Origin of the sequence: Streptomyces sp. NPDC127190 (genome assembly GCF_042672505.1) — a bacterium.
In the GTDB taxonomy this organism is placed as follows: Bacteria; Actinomycetota; Actinomycetes; order Streptomycetales; family Streptomycetaceae; genus Streptomyces.
In genome coordinates this window covers 44,045-69,225 of sequence record NZ_JBHXVE010000019.1, presented here as the reverse complement: position 1 = coordinate 69,225, position 25,181 = coordinate 44,045, and the positions used below count along the sequence as shown (strand labels likewise).

Annotated in this window: 33 protein-coding genes; 17 read left to right on the top strand and 16 right to left on the bottom strand. The window is 71.6% G+C overall.

The genetic code is table 11. From position 1 onward, the window contains the following. Window positions 1-59 precede the first annotated feature (59 nt). The 4 genes from ACFVIU_RS26690 to ACFVIU_RS26675 form a co-directional block, all read right to left on the bottom strand. Window positions 60-785: an HAD family hydrolase gene (locus tag ACFVIU_RS26690; protein ID WP_385845550.1), complete on the bottom strand. Its 726-nt coding sequence runs from the start codon at window positions 783-785 to the stop codon at window positions 60-62. Continuing rightward, window positions 782-1,666 (bottom strand): winged helix-turn-helix domain-containing protein, encoded by an 885-nt coding sequence (locus ACFVIU_RS26685; RefSeq protein ID WP_385845549.1) that lies wholly within the window; start codon window positions 1,664-1,666, stop codon window positions 782-784. The genes ACFVIU_RS26690 and ACFVIU_RS26685 overlap by 4 nt, the downstream gene beginning before the upstream one ends. A gap of 95 nt (window positions 1,667-1,761) precedes the next feature. Further along, window positions 1,762-2,601, bottom strand: a complete 840-nt coding sequence (locus ACFVIU_RS26680) for a GntR family transcriptional regulator (protein WP_385845690.1) — start codon at window positions 2,599-2,601, stop codon at window positions 1,762-1,764. 394 nt (window positions 2,602-2,995) lie between these two features. Continuing rightward, a complete protein-coding gene (locus ACFVIU_RS26675) occupies window positions 2,996-3,592 on the bottom strand; it encodes an aerial mycelium formation protein (protein ID WP_385845548.1) in 597 nt (198 codons plus the stop codon). 157 nt (window positions 3,593-3,749) lie between these two features. On the opposite strand from ACFVIU_RS26675, the gene dtd reads away from it, so the two are divergent. Then, complete coding sequence (dtd, locus tag ACFVIU_RS26670) at window positions 3,750-4,175, top strand: D-aminoacyl-tRNA deacylase (protein ID WP_385845547.1); 426 nt, start codon at window positions 3,750-3,752, stop codon at window positions 4,173-4,175. Between the two features lie 114 nt (window positions 4,176-4,289). Here dtd and ACFVIU_RS26665 read toward each other — a convergent pair whose 3' ends face one another. Genes ACFVIU_RS26665 through ACFVIU_RS26655 form a run of 3 tightly spaced genes read right to left on the bottom strand, consistent with a single transcriptional unit; the run spans window position 4,290 to window position 6,295 of the window. Continuing rightward, complete coding sequence (locus tag ACFVIU_RS26665; RefSeq protein ID WP_385845546.1) at window positions 4,290-5,255, bottom strand: YgfZ/GcvT domain-containing protein; 966 nt, start codon at window positions 5,253-5,255, stop codon at window positions 4,290-4,292. Between the two features lie 10 nt (window positions 5,256-5,265). Continuing rightward, window positions 5,266-5,703, bottom strand: coding sequence for a Fur family transcriptional regulator (locus tag ACFVIU_RS26660; protein ID WP_385845545.1), 438 nt, complete (start codon window positions 5,701-5,703; stop codon window positions 5,266-5,268). Between the two features lie 16 nt (window positions 5,704-5,719). After that, complete coding sequence (locus tag ACFVIU_RS26655) at window positions 5,720-6,295, bottom strand: FABP family protein (protein ID WP_385845544.1); 576 nt, start codon at window positions 6,293-6,295, stop codon at window positions 5,720-5,722. Between the two features lie 348 nt (window positions 6,296-6,643). On the opposite strand from ACFVIU_RS26655, the gene ACFVIU_RS26650 reads away from it, so the two are divergent. Continuing rightward, window positions 6,644-7,048: a hypothetical protein gene (locus ACFVIU_RS26650; protein ID WP_385845543.1), complete on the top strand. Its 405-nt coding sequence runs from the start codon at window positions 6,644-6,646 to the stop codon at window positions 7,046-7,048. A 14-nt stretch (window positions 7,049-7,062) separates the two neighbouring features. On the opposite strand, the gene ACFVIU_RS26645 is transcribed toward ACFVIU_RS26650, so the two are convergent. Then, window positions 7,063-7,323 (bottom strand): DUF397 domain-containing protein, encoded by a 261-nt coding sequence (locus ACFVIU_RS26645; protein ID WP_385845542.1) that lies wholly within the window; start codon window positions 7,321-7,323, stop codon window positions 7,063-7,065. Further along, complete coding sequence (locus ACFVIU_RS26640; RefSeq protein ID WP_385845541.1) at window positions 7,305-8,144, bottom strand: helix-turn-helix domain-containing protein; 840 nt, start codon at window positions 8,142-8,144, stop codon at window positions 7,305-7,307. Before ACFVIU_RS26640 ends, ACFVIU_RS26645 begins: the two co-directional genes overlap by 19 nt. A 220-nt stretch (window positions 8,145-8,364) precedes the next feature. Here ACFVIU_RS26640 and ACFVIU_RS26635 point away from each other — a divergent pair, with 220 nt between their 5' ends. Beyond that, window positions 8,365-8,727 (top strand): DsrE family protein, encoded by a 363-nt coding sequence (locus tag ACFVIU_RS26635; protein ID WP_385845540.1) that lies wholly within the window; start codon window positions 8,365-8,367, stop codon window positions 8,725-8,727. Window positions 8,728-8,731: 4 nt separating this feature from the next. On the opposite strand, the gene ACFVIU_RS26630 is transcribed toward ACFVIU_RS26635, so the two are convergent. Continuing rightward, a complete protein-coding gene (locus tag ACFVIU_RS26630; protein ID WP_385845539.1) occupies window positions 8,732-8,995 on the bottom strand; it encodes a DUF3099 domain-containing protein in 264 nt (87 codons plus the stop codon). 132 nt (window positions 8,996-9,127) lie between these two features. Here ACFVIU_RS26630 and ACFVIU_RS26625 point away from each other — a divergent pair, with 132 nt between their 5' ends. The 4 genes from ACFVIU_RS26625 to ACFVIU_RS26610 all read left to right on the top strand — a co-directional run bounded on the left by ACFVIU_RS26625 (window position 9,128) and on the right by ACFVIU_RS26610 (window position 11,472). Further along, complete coding sequence (locus tag ACFVIU_RS26625; protein WP_385845538.1) at window positions 9,128-9,871, top strand: DUF2993 domain-containing protein; 744 nt, start codon at window positions 9,128-9,130, stop codon at window positions 9,869-9,871. 202 nt (window positions 9,872-10,073) lie between these two features. Further along, a complete protein-coding gene (locus ACFVIU_RS26620; RefSeq protein WP_350751515.1) occupies window positions 10,074-10,154 on the top strand; it encodes an Ms5788A family Cys-rich leader peptide in 81 nt (26 codons plus the stop codon). A 145-nt stretch (window positions 10,155-10,299) separates the two neighbouring features. Continuing rightward, window positions 10,300-11,145, top strand: coding sequence for a sulfurtransferase (locus ACFVIU_RS26615; RefSeq protein ID WP_385845537.1), 846 nt, complete (start codon window positions 10,300-10,302; stop codon window positions 11,143-11,145). A gap of 36 nt (window positions 11,146-11,181) precedes the next feature. Beyond that, complete coding sequence (locus ACFVIU_RS26610) at window positions 11,182-11,472, top strand: DUF1416 domain-containing protein (protein WP_385845536.1); 291 nt, start codon at window positions 11,182-11,184, stop codon at window positions 11,470-11,472. An 82-nt stretch (window positions 11,473-11,554) separates the two neighbouring features. Here the strand turns inward: ACFVIU_RS26610 and ACFVIU_RS26605 are convergent, their stop codons facing one another. After that, on the bottom strand, window positions 11,555-11,950 hold the full coding sequence (locus ACFVIU_RS26605; protein ID WP_385845535.1) for a hypothetical protein: 396 nt from the start codon (window positions 11,948-11,950) through the stop codon (window positions 11,555-11,557). A 117-nt stretch (window positions 11,951-12,067) separates the two neighbouring features. Between ACFVIU_RS26605 and ACFVIU_RS26600 the strand changes: the two genes are divergently transcribed. Beyond that, entirely contained in the window at window positions 12,068-13,039 is a 972-nt protein-coding gene (locus ACFVIU_RS26600; protein ID WP_385845534.1) for an ArsR family transcriptional regulator, read from the top strand. 6 nt (window positions 13,040-13,045) lie between these two features. On the opposite strand, the gene ACFVIU_RS26595 is transcribed toward ACFVIU_RS26600, so the two are convergent. Next, complete coding sequence (locus ACFVIU_RS26595) at window positions 13,046-13,618, bottom strand: TlpA family protein disulfide reductase (RefSeq protein WP_385845533.1); 573 nt, start codon at window positions 13,616-13,618, stop codon at window positions 13,046-13,048. Window positions 13,619-13,776: 158 nt separating this feature from the next. Between ACFVIU_RS26595 and ACFVIU_RS26590 the strand changes: the two genes are divergently transcribed. Further along, complete coding sequence (locus ACFVIU_RS26590; RefSeq protein ID WP_385845532.1) at window positions 13,777-14,268, top strand: DUF3515 family protein; 492 nt, start codon at window positions 13,777-13,779, stop codon at window positions 14,266-14,268. A gap of 8 nt (window positions 14,269-14,276) precedes the next feature. Here ACFVIU_RS26590 and ACFVIU_RS26585 read toward each other — a convergent pair whose 3' ends face one another. The 3 genes from ACFVIU_RS26585 to ACFVIU_RS26575 are packed head-to-tail and all read right to left on the bottom strand — an operon-like array spanning window position 14,277 to window position 16,615. After that, window positions 14,277-15,458 carry a hypothetical protein gene (locus tag ACFVIU_RS26585; RefSeq protein ID WP_385845531.1) on the bottom strand — a complete coding sequence of 394 codons (1,182 nt, stop codon included), beginning with the start codon at window positions 15,456-15,458 and terminating at the stop codon, window positions 14,277-14,279. A gap of 4 nt (window positions 15,459-15,462) precedes the next feature. After that, a complete protein-coding gene (locus ACFVIU_RS26580) occupies window positions 15,463-15,717 on the bottom strand; it encodes a MoaD/ThiS family protein (protein WP_385845530.1) in 255 nt (84 codons plus the stop codon). Window positions 15,718-15,763: 46 nt separating this feature from the next. After that, the gene (locus ACFVIU_RS26575) at window positions 15,764-16,615 is read right to left on the bottom strand and encodes an alpha/beta hydrolase (RefSeq protein ID WP_385845529.1); all 852 of its coding nucleotides are present in this window, start codon (window positions 16,613-16,615) and stop codon (window positions 15,764-15,766) included. Between the two features lie 194 nt (window positions 16,616-16,809). Between ACFVIU_RS26575 and ACFVIU_RS26570 the strand changes: the two genes are divergently transcribed. The 6 genes from ACFVIU_RS26570 (at window position 16,810) to ACFVIU_RS26545 (ending at window position 22,392) form a co-directional block, all read left to right on the top strand. Beyond that, the gene (locus ACFVIU_RS26570; RefSeq protein ID WP_385845528.1) at window positions 16,810-17,589 is read left to right on the top strand and encodes a response regulator transcription factor; all 780 of its coding nucleotides are present in this window, start codon (window positions 16,810-16,812) and stop codon (window positions 17,587-17,589) included. A 96-nt stretch (window positions 17,590-17,685) separates the two neighbouring features. Then, window positions 17,686-18,711 (top strand): LacI family DNA-binding transcriptional regulator, encoded by a 1,026-nt coding sequence (locus ACFVIU_RS26565; RefSeq protein ID WP_385845527.1) that lies wholly within the window; start codon window positions 17,686-17,688, stop codon window positions 18,709-18,711. A gap of 118 nt (window positions 18,712-18,829) precedes the next feature. Further along, entirely contained in the window at window positions 18,830-19,846 is a 1,017-nt protein-coding gene (locus ACFVIU_RS26560; protein ID WP_385845526.1) for a S1C family serine protease, read from the top strand. 29 nt (window positions 19,847-19,875) lie between these two features. Then, window positions 19,876-20,130 carry a hypothetical protein gene (locus ACFVIU_RS26555; protein WP_385845525.1) on the top strand — a complete coding sequence of 85 codons (255 nt, stop codon included), beginning with the start codon at window positions 19,876-19,878 and terminating at the stop codon, window positions 20,128-20,130. 82 nt (window positions 20,131-20,212) lie between these two features. After that, window positions 20,213-20,947, top strand: a complete 735-nt coding sequence (locus ACFVIU_RS26550) for a response regulator transcription factor (RefSeq protein ID WP_385845524.1) — start codon at window positions 20,213-20,215, stop codon at window positions 20,945-20,947. Then, window positions 20,944-22,392, top strand: a complete 1,449-nt coding sequence (locus tag ACFVIU_RS26545) for an ATP-binding protein (protein ID WP_385845523.1) — start codon at window positions 20,944-20,946, stop codon at window positions 22,390-22,392. Before ACFVIU_RS26550 ends, ACFVIU_RS26545 begins: the two co-directional genes overlap by 4 nt. A gap of 9 nt (window positions 22,393-22,401) precedes the next feature. Here ACFVIU_RS26545 and ACFVIU_RS26540 read toward each other — a convergent pair whose 3' ends face one another. Beyond that, window positions 22,402-22,905 carry a MarR family winged helix-turn-helix transcriptional regulator gene (locus ACFVIU_RS26540; protein WP_385845522.1) on the bottom strand — a complete coding sequence of 168 codons (504 nt, stop codon included), beginning with the start codon at window positions 22,903-22,905 and terminating at the stop codon, window positions 22,402-22,404. Window positions 22,906-23,065: 160 nt separating this feature from the next. On the opposite strand from ACFVIU_RS26540, the gene ACFVIU_RS26535 reads away from it, so the two are divergent. Further along, window positions 23,066-23,941, top strand: a complete 876-nt coding sequence (locus tag ACFVIU_RS26535) for an NmrA/HSCARG family protein (RefSeq protein ID WP_385845521.1) — start codon at window positions 23,066-23,068, stop codon at window positions 23,939-23,941. Window positions 23,942-24,005: 64 nt separating this feature from the next. Beyond that, entirely contained in the window at window positions 24,006-25,103 is a 1,098-nt protein-coding gene (locus ACFVIU_RS26530; protein ID WP_385845520.1) for a pectinesterase family protein, read from the top strand. Window positions 25,104-25,181: the final 78 nt, after the last annotated feature.

Below are 25,181 nucleotides of genomic sequence, written 5' to 3'. Positions count from 1 at the left end.
GCTCCGAGCGGTGACTCGCACCTGCCGGCTGTGTCGGCTGTGTCGGGTGTGTCCGCATGCTAGCCGACCGCGCGCCCGCTCCGGAGCACCGTCAGCAGCGGCTCCAGCGACCGTACGACGTGCTCGGCGCCCGCCGACCGCAGGTCCTCCTCCTTCGCCTCGTCGCGCGCGTAGCCGAGGAAGGGCACCTCCGCCTTCCGGGCCGCGAACAGGTCGGTCGTCGCGTCCCCGATCATCAGCGCGGCCTCGGGGGCGGCGCCCATCGCGTTCAGCGCCCGGACGAGGCAGTGCGGGTCCGGCTTCAGGTGGTGCAGCTGCTCGGTACGGCCGTACAGGTGCGGGGCGAAACAGCCGGCCAGGCCGCGGCCCTCGAGGTAGCTGCGGACCACCCGGGCGGAGTTGTTGGTGGTGACGGCCAGCCGGGCGCCGACCGCCGTCCAGGTGCGGATGAGCGGGTCGGCGTAGGCGGTGGGCAGCGCGGAGGCGGCGGCCCTCAGCTCCTCCTGGGTGAGCCGCTCCTCCAGTCCGGTGACCAGGTCGCTGCCCGGCCGCCGGCGGCCCACCGCGCGCAGCACGACCTGCGGGTCCAGCGTCCGGCGCTCGGCCTCGCTGAGCAGCCCGCGCAGCCCCTGCCGCTCCAGCCAGGCCACCAGGTCGGCGGCGATCCGTTCCGCCTTGTGCCGGGCGAACAGCCGGCAGATCGGCCCGTCGAAGTCCCACAGCACGAAACGGGCAGAGGTGATCAGTCCACGAAGCTTCTCTATCTCCTGCACATCAGAAGTCACGAGGAGAGTGTCAGGTCCGTGGTGATGGTTTCCCAGAGGGCGTCGAACCAGTTCTGCGACTGCTCCACGAACGCCGCGTCCCGCTGCCCGGCCCGACGCTCGAAGGAGAACAGCAGCGACTCCGAGCCGAGCGCGTCGTACATCTCCAGCGTGCCGCCGTCGGTCGGCTCCGCACGGCGCTCGATCTTGTAGTAGCCGAACAGCGCTTCGGACCCGTTGAGCAGATACAGCTTCACCGGCGGGGTGAACGGCAGCGCCCGGAAGGTGACGTGCACGTCGATGTCGTGGGTGGCGCGCAGCGCCTGGAGGTTGTACTGGAGCACCTGCCCCTGGGCGTTGCGCATGGCCAGCCAGCGCTGGTGCACGGCGTCGTCCTCGGCGCTGCCCGCGTCGACCGAGACCGGGAAGGCCAGGTTGATGTCCCGGGACGGCAGCAGCACCCGGGCGTCGATCCGCTCCGGATGCAGCCGGCCCTCGTGGATCAGGCGCAGCGGCTCACCGAGCGCGGGGATCAGGCTCTGCGCGGTGAGGCACACGGCGTCGATACGCACCTGCGGGGCCGCGAAGGCCTCGGTCAGCCGGGGTGCGAGGGCCACCATGGTGGGCTGCGGCTCCTCCCGGGCGGCCGGCGGCGCGGCGATCCGCGGCGGGCTGCCCTTGGTGACCCCGCTGAGCAGCCCGTCCTGCTGGAGTGCGCGCAGCGCCTGGCGGACCGCGCCGCGCTCCACGCCGAACTCCTCGGCCAGCTCGGCCTGGGTCGGCAGCCGTTCACCCGGACGGAGGACACCGCTGCGGATGCGCTCGCGCAGGGCGCCGGCGATCTCCTCGGGCGTGCGCCTTCTGCTGCCGTTCACTGCCGTGTGGTCGTGGGTCACAACCAAACGCTACAACTCTGCTCCATCTGAGGGCAGTTGTCGGGAAGTTGTTCGTGAACACCGGCAACGTCGACCAAGTGGGCCCGAGTTGGTTCACTCCGTCAGGACGCGAGCACCAGATCCGAGCTGATCGTGCCCCACAGCGCCTCGAACCACAGCCGCGACTGGGCCACGAACACCGCGTCCCGCTGCCCGGCCGGCTCCTCGAACGGGAACAGCACCGACCGGGTGCCGTCGGCGTCGTACAGCTCCACCCGCTCGTCCTCGATCTCCCGCTCGTGGCGCCGGAGCGTGTAGTACGCGAACAGCGCCTCGGAGTCGTTGAGCAGATACAGCTTGACCGGCGGGGTGAACGGCAGCGCACGGAAGGAGACCCGCACGTCGATGCCGTGCGTGGTGCGCAGCGCCAGCAGGTTCTCCCGCAACACCAGGCCCTGGGCGTTGCGCTGGGCCAGCCAGCGCCGGTGCAGCAGACCGCCGTCGTCGGCGGCCACCGGCGCCGGGAAGGCCAGGGCGATGTCCCGGCTCGGCAGCAGCACCCGGACCTCGATCTTGGCCGGTTTCAGCTCCCCCGCATGGATCAACCGGAGCGGCTCTCCGATCGCAAGGGTGAGCGAGACGGAGGTGAGACAGAGCGCGTCGATCCGGACGTGCGGCACGGCGAAGGCCGCCGCCATCCGGGGCGCGAGGGCCGCCAAGGTCGGCTGTGGCGCCAGCGCGGCCGCGTCCACGACCGGCCCGGCCCCCGGCACCGGAGCCACGGTGGCGGGGCTGCCCTTGGAAACATTGGTGAGCAGCCGCTCCGACTGGAGGATGCGCAACGCCTGCCGTATGGCACCCCGCTCGACGCCGAACTCGCCGGCCAGCTCGGCCTGGGTGGGCATGCGCTGTCCCGGCCGCAGCACACCGGACCGGATCCGGTGGCGCAGTTCATCGGCTATCCGACGGGGGGACGGCCGGGTCTGCTGTGACCTCTGCTCCGGGTCCACAGAGAGAACGGTACAACTTCCCGCCAACTTAGGGCAGTTCACCGAAGGCTGGTTATGAGTCGGGTATTCGCGGAGATAAGTACAGTGGAGTTGGCAGCCAACTCAACCGACATGGTCGAGCTTCCCAGTGGTTGGCCGACCGGGTTCCCCCTCCGGAGGGGAGCCGGGAACCCGGACAGGGGACGGCCACCGAAGCGCACAGCCACAACCGAACAGACCGCACAGCCACAACTGCACAGGGCATCACCGCACAGCCACAACTGAACACGACGCGCACAGCCACAACTGAACAGCACGCTACGGATACAGCGGAACAGGGCGTCGGCCTCGAGGGCGGCGCCCTTTCTCAGCTCAGCAGGTCGTCGACCTGCGCCTCGCCCTCCCGGTACCGCCGGGCGATCTCCCCGCTGCACTCGTCGGTCGTCCGCTGCAACCGCTGCCGCCGCCGGGACACCTCCTGCTCGTATCGCACCAGCCGCCCCATCGCCGCGGTCAGCTCCAGATCGGTCCGCGCGGTGAGATCGCTCAGCTCGACCTCGGCGAGCATCTCCGCGGCCAGCCCCCGGATCTCCTCGTTGTGCGGGGTGCCGAGGGTGACATGGCGGGCCGAGGAGCGCTGCCGGGCCGGGGCGTCGGTGAGGATCTCCGGCAGCCGCTCCACCACGGACGCGTCCTTCGGCGCCGGTACGGCCGCCCGCCCGCGCCGGGCCAGCTCCGCGCGCAGGATGTCGATCCGGCCCTGGAGCAGCCGCCGCACATAGCTGAGGTCGGCCTCGTCCCGCTGGGCGTCGCGGCGCAGCGCGCGCAGTTCGGGCAGGCTCAGCCGGGCCGGTTCGGGCGGCTCCGGCAGCGCGGGCTCGGCCGGGCCGTCGCCTCGCGGGGCGGGCGGCCGGAAGCTCGTGCCCTGCGGGCCCAGCCGCCCCCTGGTGCTCGGTGTGCTCATTGCTTCTGACCGTCCCCTCGACCGGTGGTGCACAGCATGGTGCCACCCCAACCGGGCACTACGTGACCGAGTGCCCCCGAACGGCCCAGACCAGCGTCAAGAGATCCATAATGGGCCCCCGGCGAACGCCCGCCGGGCACCCGGCATGATGGTCCGCATGCGTGCGGTGGTGCAGAGAGTGGACGGCGCGAGCGTCGTCGTGGACGGCGAGACGGTGGGCGCGATCGAGGGCGAGGGCCTGTGCGTCCTGGTCGGCGTGACCCACGAGGACACCAAGGAGAAGGCGGCACAGCTGGCTCGCAAGCTGTGGTCGATCCGGATGCTCCAGGACGAGAAGTCGTGCAGTGACGTCTCGGCGCCGCTGCTGGTCATCAGCCAGTTCACGCTGTACGGCGACGCCCGCAAGGGGCGCCGCCCGACCTGGAACGCGGCGGCGCCCGGCGACGTCGCCGAACCCCTGGTGGACGAGGTGGTGGCCCAGCTGAGAGCGCTGGGCGCGACGGTGGAGACGGGCCGCTTCGGCGCGAAGATGCGGGTCTCCCTGACGAACGACGGCCCGTTCACGGTGCTGCTGGAGATCTAGCCGAGGTCGGCTGAAGCTGGCCGGGGGTGGGTTTCGCTCACCGGCGCTGGCCGGGTGCCGCCTGCGCCCACCCGTGCCGCCCCAGCGGCACGACTGCCCGCAGCCAGGGCGCCACTACGGCGAAACCACGACCTCTTGTGCCGCCGCTGTGTCTCCGGCGAGGAGCTGCGCGTTGGTGGGGATGTTGCGCTTGATCAGGGCCAGGGCCACCGGGCCCAGCTCGTGGTGGCGGACGGAGGTCGTCACGAAGCCGATCTTGCGGCCGTCGGGGCCCTCCTCCGCGAGCCGGATCTCGGTACCCGCCGCCGGGAGGTGCACCTCGCTGCCGTCGAGGTGGAGGAAGACGAGCCGGCGCGGCGGCTTGCCCAGGTTCTGCACCCGGGCGACCGTCTCCTGCCCCCGGTAGCAGCCCTTCTGGAGATGCACCGCCGTACCGATCCAGCCCAGCTCGTGCGGGATGGTCCGGTGGTCGGTCTCGAAGCCGAGCCGGGGCCGGTGCTGCTCGACCCGCAGCGCCTCGTGGGCGAGGATCCCGGCGGCGGGCCCGTGCGTGGCGGCGAAGGACTCCAGCTCGGCACGGGGCAGGAAGAGATCACGGCCGTACGGCGTCTCGCGTACGACGACACCCTCCGGCACCTCGGCGATGGACCCGGCGGGCAGGTGGACCACCGCGAAGTCGGCGGTGCGGTCGGCGACCTCGACCCGGTAGAAGAACTTCATCGACTCCAGGTACGCCAGCAGCGCGTCCTGGGTGCCGGGCTCGACGTGCGCCCAGACGGTCGTACCGTCGTCGACCAGGTACAGGGCGTGTTCGATGTGCCCGTGGGCGGAGAGGATCAGCGCCTCGGTGGCCTGGCCGGCGGGCAGCTCGCTGACGTGCTGGGTGAGCAGCAGGTGCAGCCAGCTCAGGCGGTCCTCGCCGGTGACGGTGACGACCCCGCGGTGGGACAGGTCGACGAAACCGTTGCCCTCGGCGAGGGCGCGCTGCTCGCGGAACAGGTCGCCGTAGTGGGCGGCGACGCCTTCGTCCACACCCTCGGCTGAGACGGCGCCGGGCAGGGACAGCAGGGGGCTCTTCATGTACGCAAGCCTACGACGCGGTACTTGAACCCTTCAGGGAACAGTCCTGGCAGCGGCCGAAGATCGCGAAGTGCTTCATGTCGGTGTCGAAACCGAACTGCGCGCGCAGCTTGGCGGTGAACTCGGCGGCGACGGCGACATCGGCCTCGATGACGTTCTCGCAGTCCCGGCACACCAGGTGCAGGTGGTGGTGGCGGTCGGCCAGGTGGTAGGTGGGCGCACCGTGGCCGAGGTGGGCATGGCTGACCAGGCCCAGCTCCTCCAGCAGCTCCAGCGTGCGGTAGACGGTGGAAATGTTGACCCCCGACGCCGTCTTCCTCACTTCCGCGAGGATGTCGTCGGGGGTCGCGTGCTCAAGGGTGTCCACGGCTTCGAGGACAAGCTGGCGCTGCGGCGTCAGCCGGTAGCCGCGCTGCCTGAGGTCGCTCTTCCAGTCGGTGCTCACCACACCGGCAAGTCTAGGACTAACGGAAGAAAGCGATGCCGTCGTCGGGCATGTCGTCGGGCAGGGCCTTCGCCCAGCGCTCGACGTCCTCCGGCGTGACGACCTTCTTCAGGTGCGCCGACATGTACGGGCGCAGCTCGACCTCGGGGGTCTGCTTCTCGCCGACCCACATGAGGTCGCTCTTGACGTACCCGTACAGCCGCTTGCCGCCGGTGTACGGCTGCGCGGCGGGCGTCCGGGCGACGGCGTCCGTGACCAGGTCGATCTGCGGCTTCTTCGGGGCCATCTCGCCGTACCAGATCTCGATGACACCGTCGTCGCGGGTCATCGTGACCTCGACCTTGCGGTCGGCGTCGATCCGCCAGAAGCCGTGCTCCGACTCCAGCGGGCGGACCTTGTTGCCGTCGTTGTCCAGGACCCAGGTGTGGGACTGGTACTCCAGGAAGTCCCGGCCGTCGTGGCTGAAGGTGACTTCCTGGCCGAAGTTGCACTTCTCGGACCCGGGGAAGTCGTGCACGCCCGCGCCGGCCCAGTTGCCGAGCAGGAAGGCGAGCGGGACGAGGTCCTTGTGCAGGTCGGACGGGATCTCGATCATGAGAGGCGATTCCTAGCGGTGGTTCAGCGCTGGCCCTGGTACAGCTTCTTCACGGTCAGACCGGCGAAGGCGAGCACGCCGACGCAGACCAGGATCAGCAGTGCTTCGAAGAAAGTCTCCACGGGTGCTCCTTGAGCGGGGTGAGCGTAGGTACACAGAGGCCGGATCCCAGCTTACGCGGCCGGGCCCGGCCTCTCCCTGCGAGGTGGGCCGACCAGGGGCCCGGGGGCGCCCTCAGGGCTGAAAGCGCGCTGAGGGCGTCGTGAAGCCGTGGTGAAACCGGCCGGGCGCAGTCTTCTTCCTGTCAGCAAGACCGCAGGAAAGAAACCCACTGAAGGAGCCCACACCATGTCTCTCGCCCTCACCGCCCAGGACAAGGACACCCTCCGCACCGCCGCCCACGGCGCCATCGCACTCCTGGCCGCCGCCGACGCCGCCGGCTCCCCGCACAGGGTCGCCACCCACGGCGTCCTCGCCCTCATGGCCGCCACCGGCCAGGTCGGTCACGTCCTCGCCGAGAAGGGAAAGATCAAGGACCTGGGCGGCAAGTCCGCCGCTGAGATCGCCGACCACGTCCTGCCCGCCCTCACCACCACCATGCACGTCCTGAAGAAGCAGGACCCGGCCGAGGCGGACAACTTCCGCAGCACCATCCTCGTCGCCGTCGAGGCGGGCACCAAGGCCCACAAGGGCGAGCCCGGCCCGGCGCTCACCGCGATGACCGCGAAGATCACCGCCGCCCTGGACGCGTGAGGCTCCGCCGTGAGCTACAGCGCACCCTCCTGCTTGACCCCGCCCACAAAGGCGGCCCAGGCGCCAGCGCCGATCAGCAGGGGGGTGCGGGTGGTGTCTTTGCTGTCACGGACGGCGGTGTGGAGGAGATCGCCGGAGACTTCGAGGCAGGCGCCGCCGTCCTGGTTGCTGTAGCTGCTCTTGCGCCAGTCGGCGACTTCGACGCAGTTGCCGCCGTCCTGGTTGCTGTAGCTGCTCTTGCGCCAGGTGACGGTGCTCAGATCGATGGCTCGCATGGCGCTTCCTCCAGCATCCGTTCGATGAACTCCCGCGATTCGTCCGGAGATAGGGCCAAATCGCGTACCCGATCGTATCGGAGCTGGAGCTGGTCGACGGCAGTACTTTCCTGGATCAGCTCACCCGAGTAACCCGTCTCGACCCAGGCAACGGTCCGCCCGGCGCTGTGCAGGAACATCGTGTCGGTGTCCGTCAGCCCGTGCAGGCCCTTCAGCCATGGCAGCACCTGAATGGTGACGTTGGGGCGCTCCCCCATCGCGAGAAGATGGCTCAATTGCGCCTGCGACTCGCTCGGTTCACGCAACGGCGTGCGCAGCACCGCCTCGGACAGGATCGCCCGGAAATGCGGTCCGCCATCCGCCAGCAGCGGCTCGCGGCGCCCCATGCGAGCCGTGACCTGCTTCTCCAGCTCTGCGCCCCTCAATCCACCCTGTGTCAGCAACTCGGCTGCGTAGGCGGGGGTTTGCAGCAGTCCAGGGACGATGCTCGACGAGTACTGCCACATACTCAGGGCCTCGGCCTCCAACACCATGTACCGCCGATATCGCTCCCTGAACTGCATGGGATCCGCCACCGCCAACTCCCACAGCGTGAGCAACTTGTCCCCCGTGCCGTAGTACTGGTCCAGCGCCTGCACCACCTCGGGGCCGCCCAGCGTGTGGCCGTGTTCCATCTTGCCGAGGAGCGACGCGTCCCACCCCAGCACCTCCGCCAGCGCCCGCAGACTCACCCCCCGCTCGGCCCGCAGTAACCGCAGCTCCTCCGCGAACCGCACCCTCGGTTCCTGACTGCGACCCGTGATCGCCCTCCGCTGCGGCACCGCGCCCTCCCTGCTTGTGGAATTTGTGGAATGTGGGCCGCCCGCCATGGAAGGAGCGCCCGTTCCGCCCGTATCCGCCTCCGCGCCGGGCCATCCTCGTACCGACCCAGGAACACGCAGAGTAGTGCAACTGGCGCATTCCGTATAGATGATGAGGAAAGGCGCAAAACAGCTGGGAACGGATCCGGCCACCCTGCCCCCTCGCGGCTACGCTGCCCGTATGACCAAGAAGCTCGTGATCAAGGTGACGGCCGGGGCGGACGCCCCCGAACGCTGCTCGCAGGCCTTCACCGTCGCCGCTGTGGCCGTGGCCAGTGGGGTCGAGGTGTCGCTGTGGCTGACCGGGGAGTCGTCCTGGTTCGCGCTGCCGGGGCGGGCCGCCGAGTTCGAGCTGCCGCACGCGGCGCCGCTGCCGGATCTGATCGAGGCGATCCTGGCGGCCGGGCAGATCACCCTGTGCACGCAGTGCGCCGCGCGGCGCGAGATCACGGAGAAGGACGTCATCGAGGGCGTACGGATCGCCGGCGCGCAGGTCTTCGTACAGGAGGCGCTCGGGGACGGCGTGCAGGCGCTCGTCTACTGACCGCTCACTGCCGGGGGCGCTTCTTGCCGTCCAGCTCGTCCCACCACTCGTCGGACTGGGGATCGCCGGAGGGGTCGTCCCACCAGCGGTCCTCCGGGCCCCGGCGGTTGGCGATCATCGCGGCCACGGGCGGGATGACCATGGCGAACACGCACATGCCGACGGCCGCCGGGATCGACCAGAGCCGTACGACCGCCCAGGCCAGGACGAAGAGCCCGATGCACGTGCCCATCATGGCGAAGTAGATGTGGCGCCGTCGCGCGTACATAGGTCCAGGGTAGGCCGGGACGGGGCTGTCACAACTGATCGACAATCACGGCGTGCGACGGGCCGACGGAGTTACCGTGGCGTACGCGTCCACAGCGCCGACGACCAACGCCGACCCCGGGGGAAACACCACATGCGCGCCCTGCGAATACTGCTGATCATCGTCGTGATCCTGGGCGGGCTGTTCGTGATCGCGGACCGGATCGCCGTGCACTTCGCGGAGGGCGAGGCCGCCGACAAGCTGAAGTCGACGGAGAACCTGGCCACCACCCCGGACGTCAGCATCGACGGCTTCCCCTTCCTGACCCAGGTCGCGAGCGGTTCGCTGGACGACGTGCACGTGGGGATCAAGAACTACGAGGCCCAGACCGGCACCGCGGGCAAGACGATCCGGATCGACGACCTCCAGGCGGACATGAAGGGCGTCTCCTTCTCCGGCGACTACAGCTCCGCCACCGCGTCCAGCGCGACCGGTACGGCGACCGTCTCCTACGCCGAGTTGCTGAGGACGGCCAAGTCGCAGCCGACCGAGGTCGCCCCGGGGATCGAGGCGAAGGTCGTGGGGCTGTCCGACGGCGGCAACGGGAAGATCAAGGTCGCGGTGCGGGTGACCGGCAGCTTCCTGTCCGTGCCGATCAACCGGACGGTGTCCGTGCTGAGCAGCGTGACCGTGGCGGACAACAAGGTCGAGGTGCACGCCGACTCGCTGCCCAAGCTGGCGGCCGTCTCCCTCGCCGAGAACCGCATCCGCAACATCACCGACTTCCAGCAGGCCATCGACCGGCTGCCCGGCGGCATCAAGCTGGACAAGGTGCAGGCCGCGGAGGACGGCGTACGGATCAGCGTGAAGGGTTCGGACGTCAAGCTGGCGGGGTAGGACCCGGAAGCCGTGATGGACGGCTTCTGTCCGAGGGGCGAGACGGTGTCGTCCGTTCCGTAGCCCGCTGTCACCCGGACGAGTGCAAGATGCGGCGCGGAGGAGCCCGAACGGGCTCAAGCGTCCCGGCATCCGGACGATCGCGTCTCGCGATATGACACACCGGTGACACGCGCGCCCGGACGTCCCTACGATCGGGGCCATGAAGCGACAGGCGGATCTCACCAAGCGGCGGGCAGTGGACCTGTGCCGCGTTGCCGCCATGCTCTGTCGCCCCTTCTGAGCGAAAGTCCCGACTTCCGCATCACCCCCGCCCTGTCGAAGGGCGACCGCCCTGCTCAAGGGCGATCGCGCGCCGCCCGCTCACGGGCGCGCCGCGCCCCCGCACATTCGCACGCCCCGCCGCGACTGCCCCGGAGGAGAAGAGCATGAGCCGCAGCGACGTCCTGGTCGACGCCGACTGGCTCCAGGACCACCTGGACGACCCGACCATCGCCATCGTCGAGGTGGACGAGGACACGTCCGCCTACGAGAAGAACCACATCAAGAACGCGATCCGCATCGACTGGACCAAGGACCTCCAGGACCCGGTCCGCCGTGACTTCATCGACCAGGAGGGCTTCGAGAAGCTCCTGTCGGAGAAGGGCATCGCCAACGACCACACGGTGATCCTCTACGGCGGCAACAACAACTGGTTCGCGTCGTACGCCTACTGGTACTTCAAGCTCTACGGCCACGAGAGCGTCAAGCTGCTCGACGGCGGCCGCAAGAAGTGGGAGCTGGACGCCCGCGAGCTGGTCGCCGGCGACGAGGTTCCCGAGCGCCCGAAGACCGACTACAAGGCCAAGGCCCAGGACACCTCGATCCGCGCCTTCCGCGACGACGTCGTCGCCGCCATCGGCTCGCAGAACCTGGTCGACGTCCGCTCGCCCGACGAGTTCTCCGGCAAGCTGCTCGCCCCGGCCCACCTGCCGCAGGAGCAGTCGCAGCGCCCGGGCCACGTCCCGAGCGCGCGGAACATCCCGTGGTCGAAGAACGCCAACGACGACGGCACCTTCAAGTCGGACGAGGAGCTGAAGGCCCTCTACGCCGAGGAGCAGGTCGACCTCGCCAAGGACACGATCGCCTACTGCCGCATCGGTGAGCGCTCGGCCCTGACCTGGTTCGTGCTGCACGAGCTGCTCGGCGTCGAGAACGTCAAGAACTACGACGGCTCCTGGACCGAGTACGGCTCCCTCGTCGGCGTGCCGATCGAGCTGGGCGCCAACAAGTAACCCAGGCCACGACCTTTACCCCTCAAGGAGTTCGACATGTGCGGTGCGAAGGCCGGTGGCCCGGACGCTTCCACGATCAAGCCCGGTGAGACCACGATCCAGGGCCAGGTGACCCGCGACGGCGAGCCGGTGACGGGCTACGTCCGGCTGCTCGACTCGACCGGCGAGTTCACCGCCGAGGTCCCGACCTCGGCGACCGGTCAGTTCCGCTTCTACGCCGCGGAGGGCACCTGGACCGTCCGTGCGCTCGTCCCCGGCGGCACGGCCGACCGTACGGTCGTCGTGGCGGAGCAGGGCGCGCTGGCCGAGGTCGCCATCGCGGTCTGAGGTCCCGGTCGAAGGGTCCCGTGACGGTCGGAGGGCCGCACCCCTGGGTTGGACGCCAGTGGGGGTGCGGCCCTCCGGCATGTCAGCGGCACTGCGGGATGAAGGGATCCCGGTCGACGCTGTGGGCGTTGTTGTCGACGTACCCGGCGAAGGTGTAGGCGGTGCCGCCGACGAACCGCCAGCCCACGCCGTCTGAGTAGTCGACCTCGCTCACCTGGTACCAGGTGTTGCCCCAGGTGCCGATCTGCTCGCCCCTCGTCCAGCAGTTGGCGTAGATCCAGGCGCCGGGGGCGAGGTCGGGCCAGCCGATCTTGCCGTTCGTCGTGTTCGGGCTCCTGTAGATGCCGACCCAGTTGCTGGTGGTGAGCTTCACGGGGTCAGAGGCCGAGGCGCTCCCCGCCGTCGTGACGATCGCACCGATGCTCATCGCGGCGGCCGTCACGGCCATCGCCGCCCGGCGCCCGAATCTGATCCTCATGTGGTGCCCCTCCAGGTAAGGCGCCGGTGAGTGGCGCGAACTCAGCCTGGCGCGGCAGGGGTGGCGGGGCCATCCTTTCTCCGCTGACCAAAAGGCTTGCCAACGGGGGGGTTGGGCATGCTGCGCATCGAGTTGTCCGGAGAGGACCTCGCACGGATCCGGTTCGTGCCGCAGCCGGCACCGCTGGTCGAACTCAAACTCGCGCTGATGATGCTGCGGCGCCCGGACTCGGAGCAGACGTTCGGCCGGTGGCGGCGCGGGGTGCGGCAGCGGCTGCCCGCCTCCACCCGTCCGCTGTGGGACCTGCTCACGCCGTACCGCGGCCCGGCCCTCCTGGACCCGGTCAGCCCGGACCTGCCGAGCGCCCTGGACGCGGTGCGGGCCGTACCCGCCGGCCAGCTGCGCGTCTGCCTCGAAGGGGCGTGGGCGCGGCAGGAGGGGCAGGGGCCGGTGCCCCGCTGGGTGCGCGACCTGGCCCAGGGCGACCCCGGTTGCCGGGAACTGGTCTGCCAGGGGTTCCAGGACGCCTACCGGGCCGTACTCGACGCGTCCTGGCCCCGGGTGGCGGCCCTGCACTCCGCCGAGTACGCCCGGTACGCCCTCAACACCGCCGAGCACGGGGTCGTCGGCGCGCTGACCCGGCTCTGTCCGGGGTCCCGGCTGGCCGACGGCTCCTGGGAGATCGACGCGCCCTACCGGCGGCAGGTGGCGCCCGCCGGCCGTGGTGTGGTGCTGCTGCCCACCTTCCACTGGACCGGTGCGCCGCTGGTCGCCGAGCGGGCGCAGGAGCCGCTGCTGGTGGTCTACCCGGCCGGTCCGGGCATCCCGCTGATGCCCTCGGCCGTCGGCGAGGACGTGCTCGCGCCGGTCCTCGGCACCACCCGGGCGCAGACCCTGCGCCTCCTCGGCTATCCCCTGAGCACCAGCGAACTCGCCGGCCACCTCGGCATCAGCCCCGGCGCGGCCTCCACCCACGCGGCCGCGCTGCGCGCCGCGGGCCTGATCGACACGGTCCGCGCCGGCCGCGCGGTCCGGCACGAACGCACCGCCCTCGGCACCCTGCTGACGGGCAGCGCGGACCGGCCCTGAGCACGGCTAGGCCCTGCTCCTCCCCGGGGCCACAGCGGCGATGACCTTGTCCATCTCCTCCTCGGTCACCTCTCCCAGGCGGGAGGCGGCGATGTGCCCGGAGGGGTCGACGACCAGCGTGTACGGGAGGGACTGGGGCACCAGGCCGCGCGGCAGCCGCAGCGCCTGCCTCCCGGAGGGGTCGTGGATCGAGGGGTACGACAGCCCGTGCGCGCGCTGGAAGGCGAGCGCGGCGGCGACCCCGTCGTCCCGGTTCAGCCCGAGGAGCTGAACACCGCGGCCCGCCCACCGCTGCTCGATCCTGCGCAGTTCCCCGGCCTCCGCACGGCACGGCCCGCACCAGGACGCCCACGCGTTGACCAGCACGACCTTCCCCCGGTAGTCGGAGAGGCGCACGGTGTGCCCGTCCAGGGCCGGCCCGGTCAGATCCGGCGCCGCCGGCCGCTTGCCCTCGGCGAAGGTGGAGGTCAGAGGATCCCCGGGGCTGGTGTCCCCGAGAGACGCGGGCGTCGAACAACCCGCGAGAACCAGACAGGCGGCAACGGCGACGAGCACATGCCGGACACCGGTGGCGACCATGGCTTCCCCCTTTTCCCGATGGCGACCGTGCCGATCATTCTGCTCCCCGAGCGGGACCGGGCCGGGGGCGGGTCGGCCGAGCGGGACCGGGTCGGGGGCGGGTCCGCCGGGCCCTCTACGGTGAGGCGGAGCACTCGGTACATCCGGAGGGGAAAGCCGTGCCGTCGTCCTTACGCCCGCGCCGCAGCGTCCTGGCGCTGACCGCTCTCGCCCTGCTGGCCGCAGCGGCCTGCGCGACCGCATACCTCGTCCACGACCGGCGTGCCGACGCGGGCCTGACCCCGGGCCCCTTCGCCGGTGCGGCGCCCTGCCGGAGCCTCACCGGCCGGGCCCCCGGCCGCCTCGCGGACCTGGACCGCCGGGCCGGCTCGGTGCGGGGGGTGGTGGTGTGGGGCGACCGGGACGTCGTCCTGCGCTGCGGAGTGACTCCCCCGCAGCCGCGGCAGGACGCGTGCTTCTCGGTGAACGGGGTGGACTGGGTGATCGACGAGAAGCAGTCCACGGCCTCCAGAAAAGTGATCGTCACCTACGGCCGCACCCCCGCGACCCAGGTCGCCTTCTTCACCACCGGCAGAACCGACACGGCCCTGGTCGACCTGTCGGACCTGGTCACCCCGATCCGCCAGGCCGATCACTGCCTGGACAAGTGACGCGGGCCTCAGCCCAGCGCCCGGCCCAGTACCCACACCACCGGTGCCGCCGCCGACAGGGGCAGGGCCACGCCCGCGGTGAAGTGGACGAAGCGGGAGGGGTAGTCGTAGGAGGCGACCCGGTGGCCGATCAGGGCGCAGGCGCCCGCCGCCGCGCCGAGCAGGGCGCCCTTCGTGCCCAGTCCGGTCATGTCGCCGACCGCGATGCCCGCGCCGGCCGCGGCGAGCAGCGCGACCACCACCGAGGCCGGGGTGGGCAGTGGCAGGGCGCGGGCCAGGACCGCGACCGCGACCGAGGCCGCGCCCACCGACACCGCGTGCGCCCCGGCGCCGAGGTAGCCGGTCGCGACCACGGTGAGGGCCGCCGAGACGACGGTCGCCATCAGGCCGTACATCCGCTCGTCCGGGTCCGCGTGCGAGCGCAGCTGGAGGACCAGGCAGAGCAGCACCCAGACGCCGAGGGTGCCGAGGATCGCGGCGGGGGCGTGGCCGCGCCCGGACAGCAGGACGGCCGCGTCGGCGACCAGGCCGCCCAGGAAGGCCAGCGCGATGCCCTGCCGGGCCGGCCACATGCCGTTCAGCCGGAACCAGCCGGCCGCCGTCACCGCCTGGAGGATCACCAGGGGGGCGACGAGCGCGTAGGAGGCGACCGGCGCCGCGGCGGCGAGCAGCAGGCCGAGCACCGCGGTGAGCGCCGCCGGCTGCATACCGGGCTCGATGATCGGCGAACGGCCCTCCAGGCGCGCCCGCTGGTTGTCCTTGATCCGGGTGTTGCCGGCGAGGGTGGCGGGGCCGTAGGTCGGGGCGCCCTCGGCGTCGGCGGCATCGGCCACATCGGCCACCGGTTCCGGTCGCGCCGGGGGTTCCGGCTGCGGCTGCGGTTCCCAGGCCGGCTGGGCCTGCTGCGGGGCGTAGGGGTCCGTGTAGTGCTGCTGCTGGTAGCCGTAGTCGTAGTCGTACTGCTGGTGCTGCGGCTGGTACGCCGGCTCCGCCGCCTGTGCCGGCATCTGGAGCGGGGCGTGCGTCCGGGTGTCCCAGGTCTCGCCCTGCCACTGCTGGGTGAGCTGGGGGTCGTAGCCGGGCTGCTGCTGGTCGTACCCGGAGCCGGGGGCCGCGTGGGATCCCGGCCACTGCTGCTGGTACGGGTCGTAGCCCTCGTACGGGCCGCCCTGATACGGCTGGTCGCTCATCGCCTCACCCTCCTGCGAACGGCGGGAGCACCTCGACCGTGCCGCCCTCGGCCAGCCGTACCGACTCGTGCGAGCGGGTCCCGACGGGGTCGCCGTCGACGAGGAAGGAGCATCGCTGGAGCACGCGCGTGAGTTCGCCGGGGTGGTGGGCGCGTACGGCGGCGAGCGCTTCGGCGAGCGTCTCCGCCTCGTACGGCTCCTCGGCGACCCGGGCCGCGGCCTTGGCGGCGGCCCAGTAGCGCACCGTGACCTTGGGCATCTGGTTCCTCAATCGACGGCAAGAAAGAAATAAGAGTGCTGTCAGGCTAGCCCGCCTTCGCCGCGGCCCAGACCCCGATCCGGGTCAGCAGGGTGTCGTCCGCTGCGTGCTCGGCGTGGCCCATGCCCGGCTCGATCCAGAGTTCTCCCTGCTCCCCGGCCGCCTCGGCGAGCATGCGGGGGTGGTCGAGGGGGAAGTAGCCGTCGCGGTCGCCGTGCACGATCAGCAGCGGGGTCGGGGGGATCCGGCGGGTCGCCTCGGTCGGGGACAGCGGCACCGGGTCCCAGTCGCGGTGGTGGATGCGGGTGCGCAGCCCGTAGCGGCCGACCAGCCGGCCCTCGGGGCGGGTGACCAGCCAGTGCAACCGGCGCATGGGGGCGGTGCCCCGGTAGTACCAGCGGGCGGGCGCGCTGACCGAGACCACCGCGTCGACCGCACCCGGGTGCAGAGCCGCGTGGCGCAGGACCACCGAGCCGCCCATGGAGAAGCCGACGCTCACCACCCGCTGATGGCCGAGCGCGCGGGCCCGGTCGACGGCGGCGGCGAGGTCCAGCACCTCCCGGTCGCCGACCGTGGAGCGGCCGCCGGAGCGGCCGTGGCCGCGGAAGGAGAAGGTGACGACCGCGCCGTACCGGGCGAGGACGCCGGCCACCCGTCGCACATGCGGGCGGTCCACGTCCCCGGTGAAGCCGTGGGCGACGACGAACGCCAGGCCATCGGGGGATGGAGCGGAGGTGTCCGGCGGGGTTTCGTATACGACCGGGCCCGGGTTGTATACGGAATCGATCGCAATGCCATCGGCCGTGGTCAGATACGTCCGGATAGGGACCCGTCCGCCCGTCTCGCCATTCGGACGAACGGTGGAACGCGCCACATGACCTGCCGGACGGTTGCTCATGTGGGCTATTCTGCTGGGCAGAGGACTCGGGCAGCGAAGCCCCCGGGTCCTTTTGTGCTTTCGGAAGCGTTGTATACGAAGTGGGAAACCCCTGGTGAAGGCTGGGGGGAACCGCCGGTGTACGGGGCCTTCGGGATCGCAGAGCAGTGCCCGTCCGCACACGTCCTCGCAGGGACCGAGGAGGAACCAGACGTATGAGTTCTCTGCTGCTCCTGACCAACGCCCTCCAGCCGTCGACGGAGGTCCTGCCCGCACTGGGACTTCTGCTGCACAACGTCCGGGTGGCCCCGGCCGAGGGCCCCGCCCTCGTCGACACCCCCGGTGCCGACGTCATCCTCGTCGACGGCCGGCGCGACCTGCCGCAGGTCCGGAGCCTGTGCCAGCTGCTGCGTTCCACCGGCCCCGGCTGCCCCCTGGTCCTGGTCGTCACCGAGGGCGGCCTCGCCGCCGTCACCGCCGACTGGGGCATCGACGACGTCCTGCTGGACACGGCGGGTCCGGCCGAGGTCGAGGCCCGGCTGCGGCTCGCCATGGGCCGCCAGCAGATCGTCAACGACGACTCCCCGATGGAGATCCGCAACGGTGACCTCTCGGTGGACGAGGCGACGTACAGCGCCAAGCTGAAGGGCCGGGTCCTCGACCTCACCTTCAAGGAGTTCGAGCTGCTGAAATACCTCGCGCAGCACCCGGGCCGGGTCTTCACCCGCGCCCAGCTGCTCCAGGAGGTGTGGGGCTATGACTACTTCGGCGGCACCCGGACGGTGGACGTGCACGTACGACGGCTGCGCGCCAAGCTCGGCCCGGAGCACGAGTCGCTGATCGGCACGGTCCGGAACGTGGGTTACCGATTCGTTACCCCGGAGAAGGTGGAGCGGGCCGCCGAGGAGGCGAAGGCCAAGGCCGGCCGGGCAAAGGCCGACGATGCGGACGCATCCGCCGTCCGCAGCGGCGCCGAGGTCCACGCGGAGGCCTAGGACGGGGTGGCGGGGCGCCGGTGCGGACGTTGCTTCCGCACATCCGGCGTGAGATACACCCTGCCCGAACTGGGTCAATCCGCGTAGACTCCGCGCGTGGCCAAGGTGACTCGGGATGATGTGGCACGGCTGGCTGGAACCTCCACCGCCGTCGTCAGTTATGTCATCAACAACGGACCCCGGCCGGTCGCCCCGGCCACGCGCGAGCGTGTCCTCGCCGCGATCAAGGAACTGGGGTACCGGCCCGACCGGGTCGCCCAGGCGATGGCCTCGCGCCGCACGGACCTCATAGGCCTGATCATCCCGGACGCCCGCCAGCCCTTCTTCGGCGAGATGGCGCACGCGGTCGAGCAGGCCGCCTCCGAGCGCGGAAAAATGGTCCTCGTCGGCAACACCGACTACATCGGTGAACGCGAGGTCCACTACCTCCGCGCCTTCCTCGGCATGCGCGTCTCGGGCCTCATCCTCGTCTCGCACGCCCTGAACGACCTGGCCGCCGCCGAGATCGACGCCTGGGACGCCCGGGTGGTGCTGCTGCACGAGCGGCCGGAGGCCATCGACGACGTCGCCGTGGTCACGGACGACCTGGGCGGCGCCCAGCTCGCCGTGCGCCATCTGCTGGAGCACGGCCACGAGTACGTCGCCTGTCTGGGCGGCACCGCCGAGACCCCGGCCGTCGGCGACCCGGTCTCCGACCACGTCGAGGGCTGGAAGCGGGCCATGGCCGAGGCGGGCCTGTCCACCGAGGGCCGGCTGTTCGAGGCGCCGTACAACCGCTACGACGCCTACCGCGTGGGCCTGGAGGTGCTCGCCGGGCCGCGCCGGCCGCCGGCGATCTTCTGCTCCACCGACGACCAGGCGATCGGTCTGCTGCGGGCCGCGCGCGAGCTGCGCATCGACGTGCCGGGCGAGCTGGCGGTGGCCGGCTTCGACGACATCAAGGAGGCCGCGCTCGCCGACCCGCCGCTGACCACGGTCGCCTCGGACCGCTCGGCGATGGCCCGCGCGGCGGTCGACCTCGTCCTGGACGACGGGCTGCGGGTGCCCGGGTCGCGGCGGGAGCGGCTGAAGACGTTCCCGTCCCGGCTGGTGGTCCGGACGAGCTGCGGCTGCGAGTCGTAGCCGGACGCGTCCCGGCAGGGCCCCCAGGGGTCCGTCTTTATATCGGACAAACAAGGTTCTGCCGGGCTTCTCAGGGAGCACTCAGGAAGCTCTCATGGTCGCAGGGGAGGCTTCTGTCATGACCGAGAGCCAGGGCACCTTCGAGCAGTCCCACTCCCCCTTCTCCTCTCACTCCGCTCCGGTGAACCCCGAGTGGCCGCCTCCGCCGCCGCACCGGCCGGAGGACGGGCCCACCGCGCCCGGCCCGCACCGCGGGAAGCGGACCCGGGGACCGTTCGCCCTGCTCGCGGCGGTCGCGATCGTCGCGGCCGCGGTGGGCGGCGGCACGGCGTACGCCTTCCAGGAGCTGACCGGCACGGACACGGTCGCCTCCGCCGGTACCAGCACCACCGTGGTGCCCACCGGCAAGCGGGGGGACGTGGCCGCCATCGCCGCCGCCGTCAGCCCGAGCGTGGTGGAGATCAACGCCACCCTGGACAACGGCACCTCCACCGGCTCCGGCGTGGTCATCACCTCGGGCGGCGAGATCGTCACCAACAACCACGTCATCGCCGGCGCGCAGTCGATCAGGGTGCGCACCAGCGACGGCCGGAGCTACACCGCCGACGTCGTCGGCACCGACAGCTCCAAGGACCTCGCGCTGATCAAGCTCCGGGGCGCCTCCGGGCTGAAGGCCGCGAGCCTCGGCGACTCCCGCGGGGTCCGGGTCGGCGACACGGTCGTCGCGATCGGCTCCCCCGAGGGCCTGACCGGCACCGTCACCAGCGGCATCGTCTCCGCCCTCGACCGGGACGTCACCGTCTCCACCGACGAGAGCCAGGGCCAGAGCCAGGGGCAGGGCGGCGACGGCCAGTGGCCGTTCGAGTTCGGCGGCCGCCAGTTCAACGGCGACACCGGCTCCTCCACCACCACCTACAAGGCCATCCAGACCGACGCCTCGCTCAACCCCGGCAACTCCGGTGGCGCACTGATCGACGCGAGCGGTCATGTGATCGGCATCAACTCCGCGATGTACTCGTCGAGTTCCCAGGCCTCCTCGTCCTCGGACGCGGGCAGCGTCGGGCTCGGCTTCGCGATCCCCGTCAACACGGTCACGTCCGACCTGGCCAAGCTGCGGTCGGGCGCACAGAGCTAACGACTCCACGAGTCGGCTGGGAGCACGTCATGATCAAGCACATTTCGCACACCGGCGCGCCGGCCACCGGCCCCGACGCCCTCACCCTGGCCCTGGCGATCGCACACGAGCTGCACCCGCCGGCCATCCCCGCACCGCGCACCCCCGAGGCCGTACCGACGGCGCAGCGCGCCCCCGAGGTCGTACCGGCGGCCGTGCCGCAGCTGATGGGCCTGCGCACCCCGGCGGTGCGCACCCACCGCCGCAAGGTTCCGCTGAACCGGCTGAGCGTGGTGCGGACCTGAGCCTGGCCCGGGCCGTCACGTCCGCGCCCATGGCACGCTGAGAGGCATCCGTCCGCCCACCACCCTTGAGGAACCGCGAGCGATGAGCCCCGCCGAAGGCGACCGTGACCCCCAGCGCATCCTGATCGTCGACGACGAGCCGGCCGTACGCGAGGCGCTCCAGCGCAGCCTCGCCTTCGAGGGGTACGGCACCGAGGTCGCCGTCGACGGCGCGGACGCCCTGGAGAAGGCCCAGGCCTACCGGCCCGACCTGGTCGTCCTCGACATCCAGATGCCCCGCATGGACGGCCTGACCGCCGCCCGGCGCATCCGGGGCGCGGGCGACACCACCCCGATCCTCATGCTCACCGCCCGCGACACCGTGGGCGACCGGGTGACCGGCCTGGACGCGGGCGCGGACGACTACCTCGTCAAACCCTTCGAGCTGGACGAACTCTTCGCCCGCATCCGCGCGCTGCTGCGCCGCAGCTCCTACGCGGCCGCCGTGTCCGCCGAGGCGCAGGAGGACGAGGCGCTGACCTTCGGCGACCTGCGCATGGACCTCGCGACCCGGGAGGTCACCCGGGGCGGCCGCCCGGTGGAACTGACCCGCACCGAGTTCACCCTGCTGGAGATGTTCATGGCACATCCGCGCCAGGTGCTCACCAGGGAGCAGATCCTGAAGGCCGTGTGGGGCTTCGACTTCGAGCCGTCCTCCAACTCCCTCGACGTCTACGTCATGTACCTGCGCCGCAAGACCGAGGCGGGCGGCGAGCCGCGCCTGGTGCACACCGTGCGGGGCGTGGGCTATGTCCTGCGCCAGGGCGGGGCCGAGTGAGGAGGCTGCTGCGCCGCTACCGGGCGCTGCCGATCCGGGCCCGGCTGGCGATGCTGGTCGCGGCGGCGGTGGCGTTCGCGGTGGCGGCGGTGTCGATGACGGCGTGGTTCATCGTCCAGGGGAAGCTGTACGACCAGCTGGACGCCGACCTCCAGAAGTCGCTGCGCGGCAGCACGCAGCTGGACCAGCTCCAGTTCACCTTGCAGAACTGCACCGACTCGCCGACCTCGACCGGGTTCTTCAAGGACCGGTACTCCCAGGTGGTCACCGAGGACGGCAGGGTCTGCCTCTTCGGGGGCGCGTCGGGCCGGATCAGGGTCACCCCGGCCGACCGCGCCGAGATCAAGGCGCTGGACCTCGGCAAGATCTACTTCCGCAACGGCACCGACGCGCAGGGCAACGTGCTGCGTGTGCTCACCCGCGCCATCGGGCCCACCGCGACCGAGAGCGGCGGACGCGGCCCCAATGTGGGCGTGCTCATCGCCGTCCCGCTCGCGAACACCGAGAAGACGCTCAAGGACCTCGCCCTCGTCCTGCTCCTCGTCTCCGGCATAGGAGTCGTCGGCGCCGGCGCCGCCGGTCTCGCCGTGGCCCGTGCCGGGCTGCGGCCCGTCGACAAGCTCACCGAGGCCGTCGAGCACGTGGCCCGGACCGAGGACCTGACCATCCGCATCCCGGTGGAGGACGACAGCGAGGACGAGGTGGCCCGGCTGTCCCGGTCCTTCAACTCGATGACCGCCTCCCTGGCCAGCTCCCGGGACCTCCAGCAGCAGCTGATCGCCGACGCCGGCCATGAACTCCGTACGCCGCTCACGTCGTTGCGGACCAACATCGAGCTGCTCACCCGCAGCGAGGAGACCGGCCGGCCGATCCCGCCGGCCGACCGCAAGGCCCTGCTCGCCTCGGTGAAGGCGCAGATGACCGAGCTGTCCTCGCTGATCGGCGACCTCCAGGAACTGTCCCGCGCGGAGAGCCAGCGGGGGGAGCGGGTGCAGGTGGTGTCGTTGCAGGACACCGTCGAGGCCGCGCTGCGCCGGGCGCGGCTGCGCGGCCCGGAGCTGACGATCACCTCGGACCTGGAGCCCTGGTACGTCCGGGCGGAGCCCACCGCGCTGGAGCGGGCGGTCGTCAACATCCTGGACAACGCGGTGAAGTTCAGCCCCGAGGGCGGCACGGTCGAGGTGCGGCTCGCCGACGGCGTACTGACCGTGCGCGACCACGGCCCCGGCATCCCCGAGGACGAACTCCCGCACGTCTTCGACCGCTTCTGGCGCTCCCCCAGCGCCCGCGCCCTGCCCGGCTCCGGCCTCGGCCTGTCCATCGTGGCCCGTACGGTCCGGCAGGCGGGCGGCGAGGTCACGCTGGCCCGCGCGGCGGACGGCGCGGGCACGGTGGCGACGGTACGGCTGCCCGGGGCCCCGGTGCCGCCGCCGGAGACGGTGTGAGGGCGGCGGTCAGTCCGCCTTCGGCAGCTCGCGCAGGTACCGGATCTGGGCGCGGCTGACGTCGTTGGAGCGGCGCATGTGCCGGATGATCACTTCCAGTTCCTCGGCGGTGTTGTCGTCGAAGACGGTCTGCCAGCGCTGCCTGAGGTCTCCCCAGAGGGCGCCGAGGCGGGCGAGGCGGTCCGGGACCGGGGCGACCAGGACCCGGCGCCGGTCCTGCGGGTCGGGCGTGCGGACGACATAGCCGCTGCGTTCCAGCCGGTCCACCAGGCGGGTGGCCGAGCCGGTGGTGAGACCGGTCAGGTCGGCGATCCGGCGGACGGTGAGCGGTTCCGGTTCGGCCGTCAGCAGGCTCAGGCACTGCACGTCGGTGGGGTGCAGGCCGAGGTGGTCGGCGACGGCCTGGTTGAACAGGACGTAGGCCGCGAGATAGCGGCGGGATTCCGTGCCGAGTTCCTCGAGCAGCCGGTCCCGCTGCCCGTCGTCGGTCGGCTTGTCCGGCTTGTCGGTCATGGGCCACCTCCCGCAGCCGGTCACCCGGCCGATCCATTCACTGCGCCGGTCAATTCACTGCGCCGCGCAGCAATCTCCGTTAGTCTGCTGCGCGGCGCAGTAAATGCGCCACGCAGCTAACTGCTGCCGATCCTACCGCCACCCCTTCGGAGGCACACCCATGTCCAGCACCGCCCCCGTCGCCGTGACCGGCGCCACCGGAGTCCAGGGCGGCGCCACCGCCCGCGCCCTGCTGGCCGCCGGCCGGCCCGTCCGCGCGCTGACCCGCACCCCCGGCTCCCCCGCCGCCGCGGCCCTGCGGAGCCTGGGCGCCGAGGTCCGGTACGCCGACTTCGACGACCGCGGCTCCCTCGACGCGGCCCTCGCCGGCGCCGGCGCGCTCTTCGCGGTCACCACCCCCTTCGGCACCGGCACCGACACCGAGGTGCGGCAGGGCCGTACGCTCGTCGACGCCGCCGCGTCCGCCCGCCTCGGCCATGTCGTCCTCACCTCCGCCGCGCACGCCGACCGCGGCACCGGCGTCCCGCACTACGACAGCAAGCAGCTGATCGAGCAGCACCTGGCCGCCTCCGGACTGCCCTGGACGGTGATCGCCCCGGCCGCGTTCATGGACAACTACGCCGGCGGCTGGACCCTCGAAGGGCTGCGCGAGAACACCTTCGGCTGGCCCCTGCCCGCCGACCGCCCGTTCGCCCTCGTCGCGGCCGCCGACATCGGCGCGTTCGCCGCACTGGTCCTGCACCGCCGCGCGGAGTTCACCGGCCGCCGGATCGACCTCGCCTCCGACATGTGCACACCCGCGCAGATCGCCGCCGCCCTCACCACCGCCACCGGCCGCCCGATCACCCACCACGAGGTGCCCCTGGAGTACGTCCGGAGCCACTCCGCCGACCTGGCGGCCATGTTCGCCTACTTCGCCGACCCCGGCCTCGACGTGGACACCGCGGCGCTGCGCCGCACCTATCCCGAGGTCGGCTGGCACACCTTCACCGAGTGGGCCGCGGGCGCGAACTGGCCGGAACTGCTCGGCGGCTAGCGGCAACCTTCCCCTGTCCGGTGGCGACCCGGGGGCACCACACCCCCGACCGACCGGAGTGGCCATGCCGTCCCAGCCCACCCGCACCAGCAACAGCACCGGAAGCAGCAAGGCGCTCGCGCCTCTCGCCGCCGTCCTCGGCAGCGCCCTCGCCTGGGGCCTGCTCGGCGCCCTTCCCCAGCAGCAGGCCTCCGCCGCGGCGGCAGCCACCACGCTCACCGTCGCCCAGGACGGCTCCGGCCAGTACCGGACCGTGCAGGCCGCCGTGGACGCCGTACCCGCGAACAACCCCTCCCGGGTGGTGATCAAGGTGGCTCCGGGCACCTACCGGGAGACGGTGAAGGTCCCCGCGAACAAGCCGCACCTCACGATCCAGGGCACCGGCGGCAGCCGTAAGGACACCGTGATCGTCTACAACAACGCGGCCGGCACGCGGAAGCCGGACGGCTCCGGGACCTACGGCACCGGCGGCAGCGCCACCGTCGCCGTGGAGGCCGACGACTTCCAGGCCCGCAACCTCACCGTCGCCAACGACTTCGACGAACGCGCCCACCAGGACATCGCCCAGCAGGCGGTGGCCCTGCGCACCGCCGCCGACCGGGTCCTCCTGGACGGGATCGTCGTCAGCGGCGACCAGGACACCCTGCTGCTGGACACCGCGGCCAAGGAGCGGCTGGGCCGCGTCTACATGACCAACTCCTCTGTCGTCGGCAACGTCGACTTCGTCTTCGGCCGGGCCACCGCGGTGATCGACAGGTCGGTGATCACCCTGAAGAAGCGGTGGGACGGCTCCTCGGCCGGCTTCGTCACCGCGCCGTCCACCGCCGCGGACCGCAAGGGCTTCCTCATCGCCGACTCCGCGGTGACCGGCGACGTCTCCGACCGCAGCTTCTCCCTGGGCCGCCCCTGGCACGCCGGCGGCGACGCCTCCCTCGTCCCGCAGACCACGGTCCGCGACACCTCGCTGAGCGCCGCGATCAAGACCACCCCGTGGACCGACATGAGCGGCTTCTCCTGGAAGAACGCCCGCTTCGCCGAGTACCGGAACACCGGCGCGGGCTCCGGCCCGGCGAGCCCCGACCGCCCCCAGCTGACGGACGCCCAGGCGGCCGGCCAGGAGATCACGGACTGGCTGGGCGGCTGGACCCCGTCGGCTTCCTGAGGCATCCGCCGCGGGGTGAAGCGGCCGGGGCCCGCTCGACTCCCCGGCCGCTTCGCGGTGTTCGGTCACGCCCCGGGC

Excerpts from the sequence above, each read along its gene's own strand:
- ACFVIU_RS26560 (WP_385845526.1), top strand. The coding sequence starts at position 18,830 with ATGACCGAGAGCCAGGGCACCTTCGAGCAGTCCCACTCCCCCTTCTCC.
- ACFVIU_RS26530 (WP_385845520.1), top strand. The coding sequence starts at position 24,006 with ATGCCGTCCCAGCCCACCCGCACCAGCAACAGCACCGGAAGCAGCAAG.
- ACFVIU_RS26610 (WP_385845536.1), top strand. The coding sequence starts at position 11,182 with ATGTGCGGTGCGAAGGCCGGTGGCCCGGACGCTTCCACGATCAAGCCC.
- ACFVIU_RS26570 (WP_385845528.1), top strand. The coding sequence starts at position 16,810 with ATGAGTTCTCTGCTGCTCCTGACCAACGCCCTCCAGCCGTCGACGGAG.
- ACFVIU_RS26540 (WP_385845522.1), bottom strand. The coding sequence starts at position 22,905 with ATGACCGACAAGCCGGACAAGCCGACCGACGACGGGCAGCGGGACCGG.
- ACFVIU_RS26595 (WP_385845533.1), bottom strand. The coding sequence starts at position 13,618 with ATGGTCGCCACCGGTGTCCGGCATGTGCTCGTCGCCGTTGCCGCCTGT.
- ACFVIU_RS26630 (WP_385845539.1), bottom strand. The coding sequence starts at position 8,995 with ATGTACGCGCGACGGCGCCACATCTACTTCGCCATGATGGGCACGTGC.
- ACFVIU_RS26585 (WP_385845531.1), bottom strand. The coding sequence starts at position 15,458 with ATGAGCGACCAGCCGTATCAGGGCGGCCCGTACGAGGGCTACGACCCG.
- ACFVIU_RS26535 (WP_385845521.1), top strand. The coding sequence starts at position 23,066 with ATGTCCAGCACCGCCCCCGTCGCCGTGACCGGCGCCACCGGAGTCCAG.
- ACFVIU_RS26600 (WP_385845534.1), top strand. The coding sequence starts at position 12,068 with ATGCTGCGCATCGAGTTGTCCGGAGAGGACCTCGCACGGATCCGGTTC.
- ACFVIU_RS26575 (WP_385845529.1), bottom strand. The coding sequence starts at position 16,615 with ATGAGCAACCGTCCGGCAGGTCATGTGGCGCGTTCCACCGTTCGTCCG.
- ACFVIU_RS26580 (WP_385845530.1), bottom strand. The coding sequence starts at position 15,717 with ATGCCCAAGGTCACGGTGCGCTACTGGGCCGCCGCCAAGGCCGCGGCC.
- ACFVIU_RS26635 (WP_385845540.1), top strand. The coding sequence starts at position 8,365 with ATGACCAAGAAGCTCGTGATCAAGGTGACGGCCGGGGCGGACGCCCCC.
- ACFVIU_RS26615 (WP_385845537.1), top strand. The coding sequence starts at position 10,300 with ATGAGCCGCAGCGACGTCCTGGTCGACGCCGACTGGCTCCAGGACCAC.
- ACFVIU_RS26620 (WP_350751515.1), top strand. The coding sequence starts at position 10,074 with ATGAAGCGACAGGCGGATCTCACCAAGCGGCGGGCAGTGGACCTGTGC.
- ACFVIU_RS26555 (WP_385845525.1), top strand. The coding sequence starts at position 19,876 with ATGATCAAGCACATTTCGCACACCGGCGCGCCGGCCACCGGCCCCGAC.
- dtd (WP_385845547.1), top strand. The coding sequence starts at position 3,750 with ATGCGTGCGGTGGTGCAGAGAGTGGACGGCGCGAGCGTCGTCGTGGAC.
- ACFVIU_RS26655 (WP_385845544.1), bottom strand. The coding sequence starts at position 6,295 with ATGATCGAGATCCCGTCCGACCTGCACAAGGACCTCGTCCCGCTCGCC.
- ACFVIU_RS26625 (WP_385845538.1), top strand. The coding sequence starts at position 9,128 with ATGCGCGCCCTGCGAATACTGCTGATCATCGTCGTGATCCTGGGCGGG.
- ACFVIU_RS26550 (WP_385845524.1), top strand. The coding sequence starts at position 20,213 with ATGAGCCCCGCCGAAGGCGACCGTGACCCCCAGCGCATCCTGATCGTC.
- ACFVIU_RS26645 (WP_385845542.1), bottom strand. The coding sequence starts at position 7,323 with ATGCGAGCCATCGATCTGAGCACCGTCACCTGGCGCAAGAGCAGCTAC.
- ACFVIU_RS26650 (WP_385845543.1), top strand. The coding sequence starts at position 6,644 with ATGTCTCTCGCCCTCACCGCCCAGGACAAGGACACCCTCCGCACCGCC.
- ACFVIU_RS26675 (WP_385845548.1), bottom strand. The coding sequence starts at position 3,592 with ATGAGCACACCGAGCACCAGGGGGCGGCTGGGCCCGCAGGGCACGAGC.
- ACFVIU_RS26605 (WP_385845535.1), bottom strand. The coding sequence starts at position 11,950 with ATGAGGATCAGATTCGGGCGCCGGGCGGCGATGGCCGTGACGGCCGCC.
- ACFVIU_RS26665 (WP_385845546.1), bottom strand. The coding sequence starts at position 5,255 with ATGAAGAGCCCCCTGCTGTCCCTGCCCGGCGCCGTCTCAGCCGAGGGT.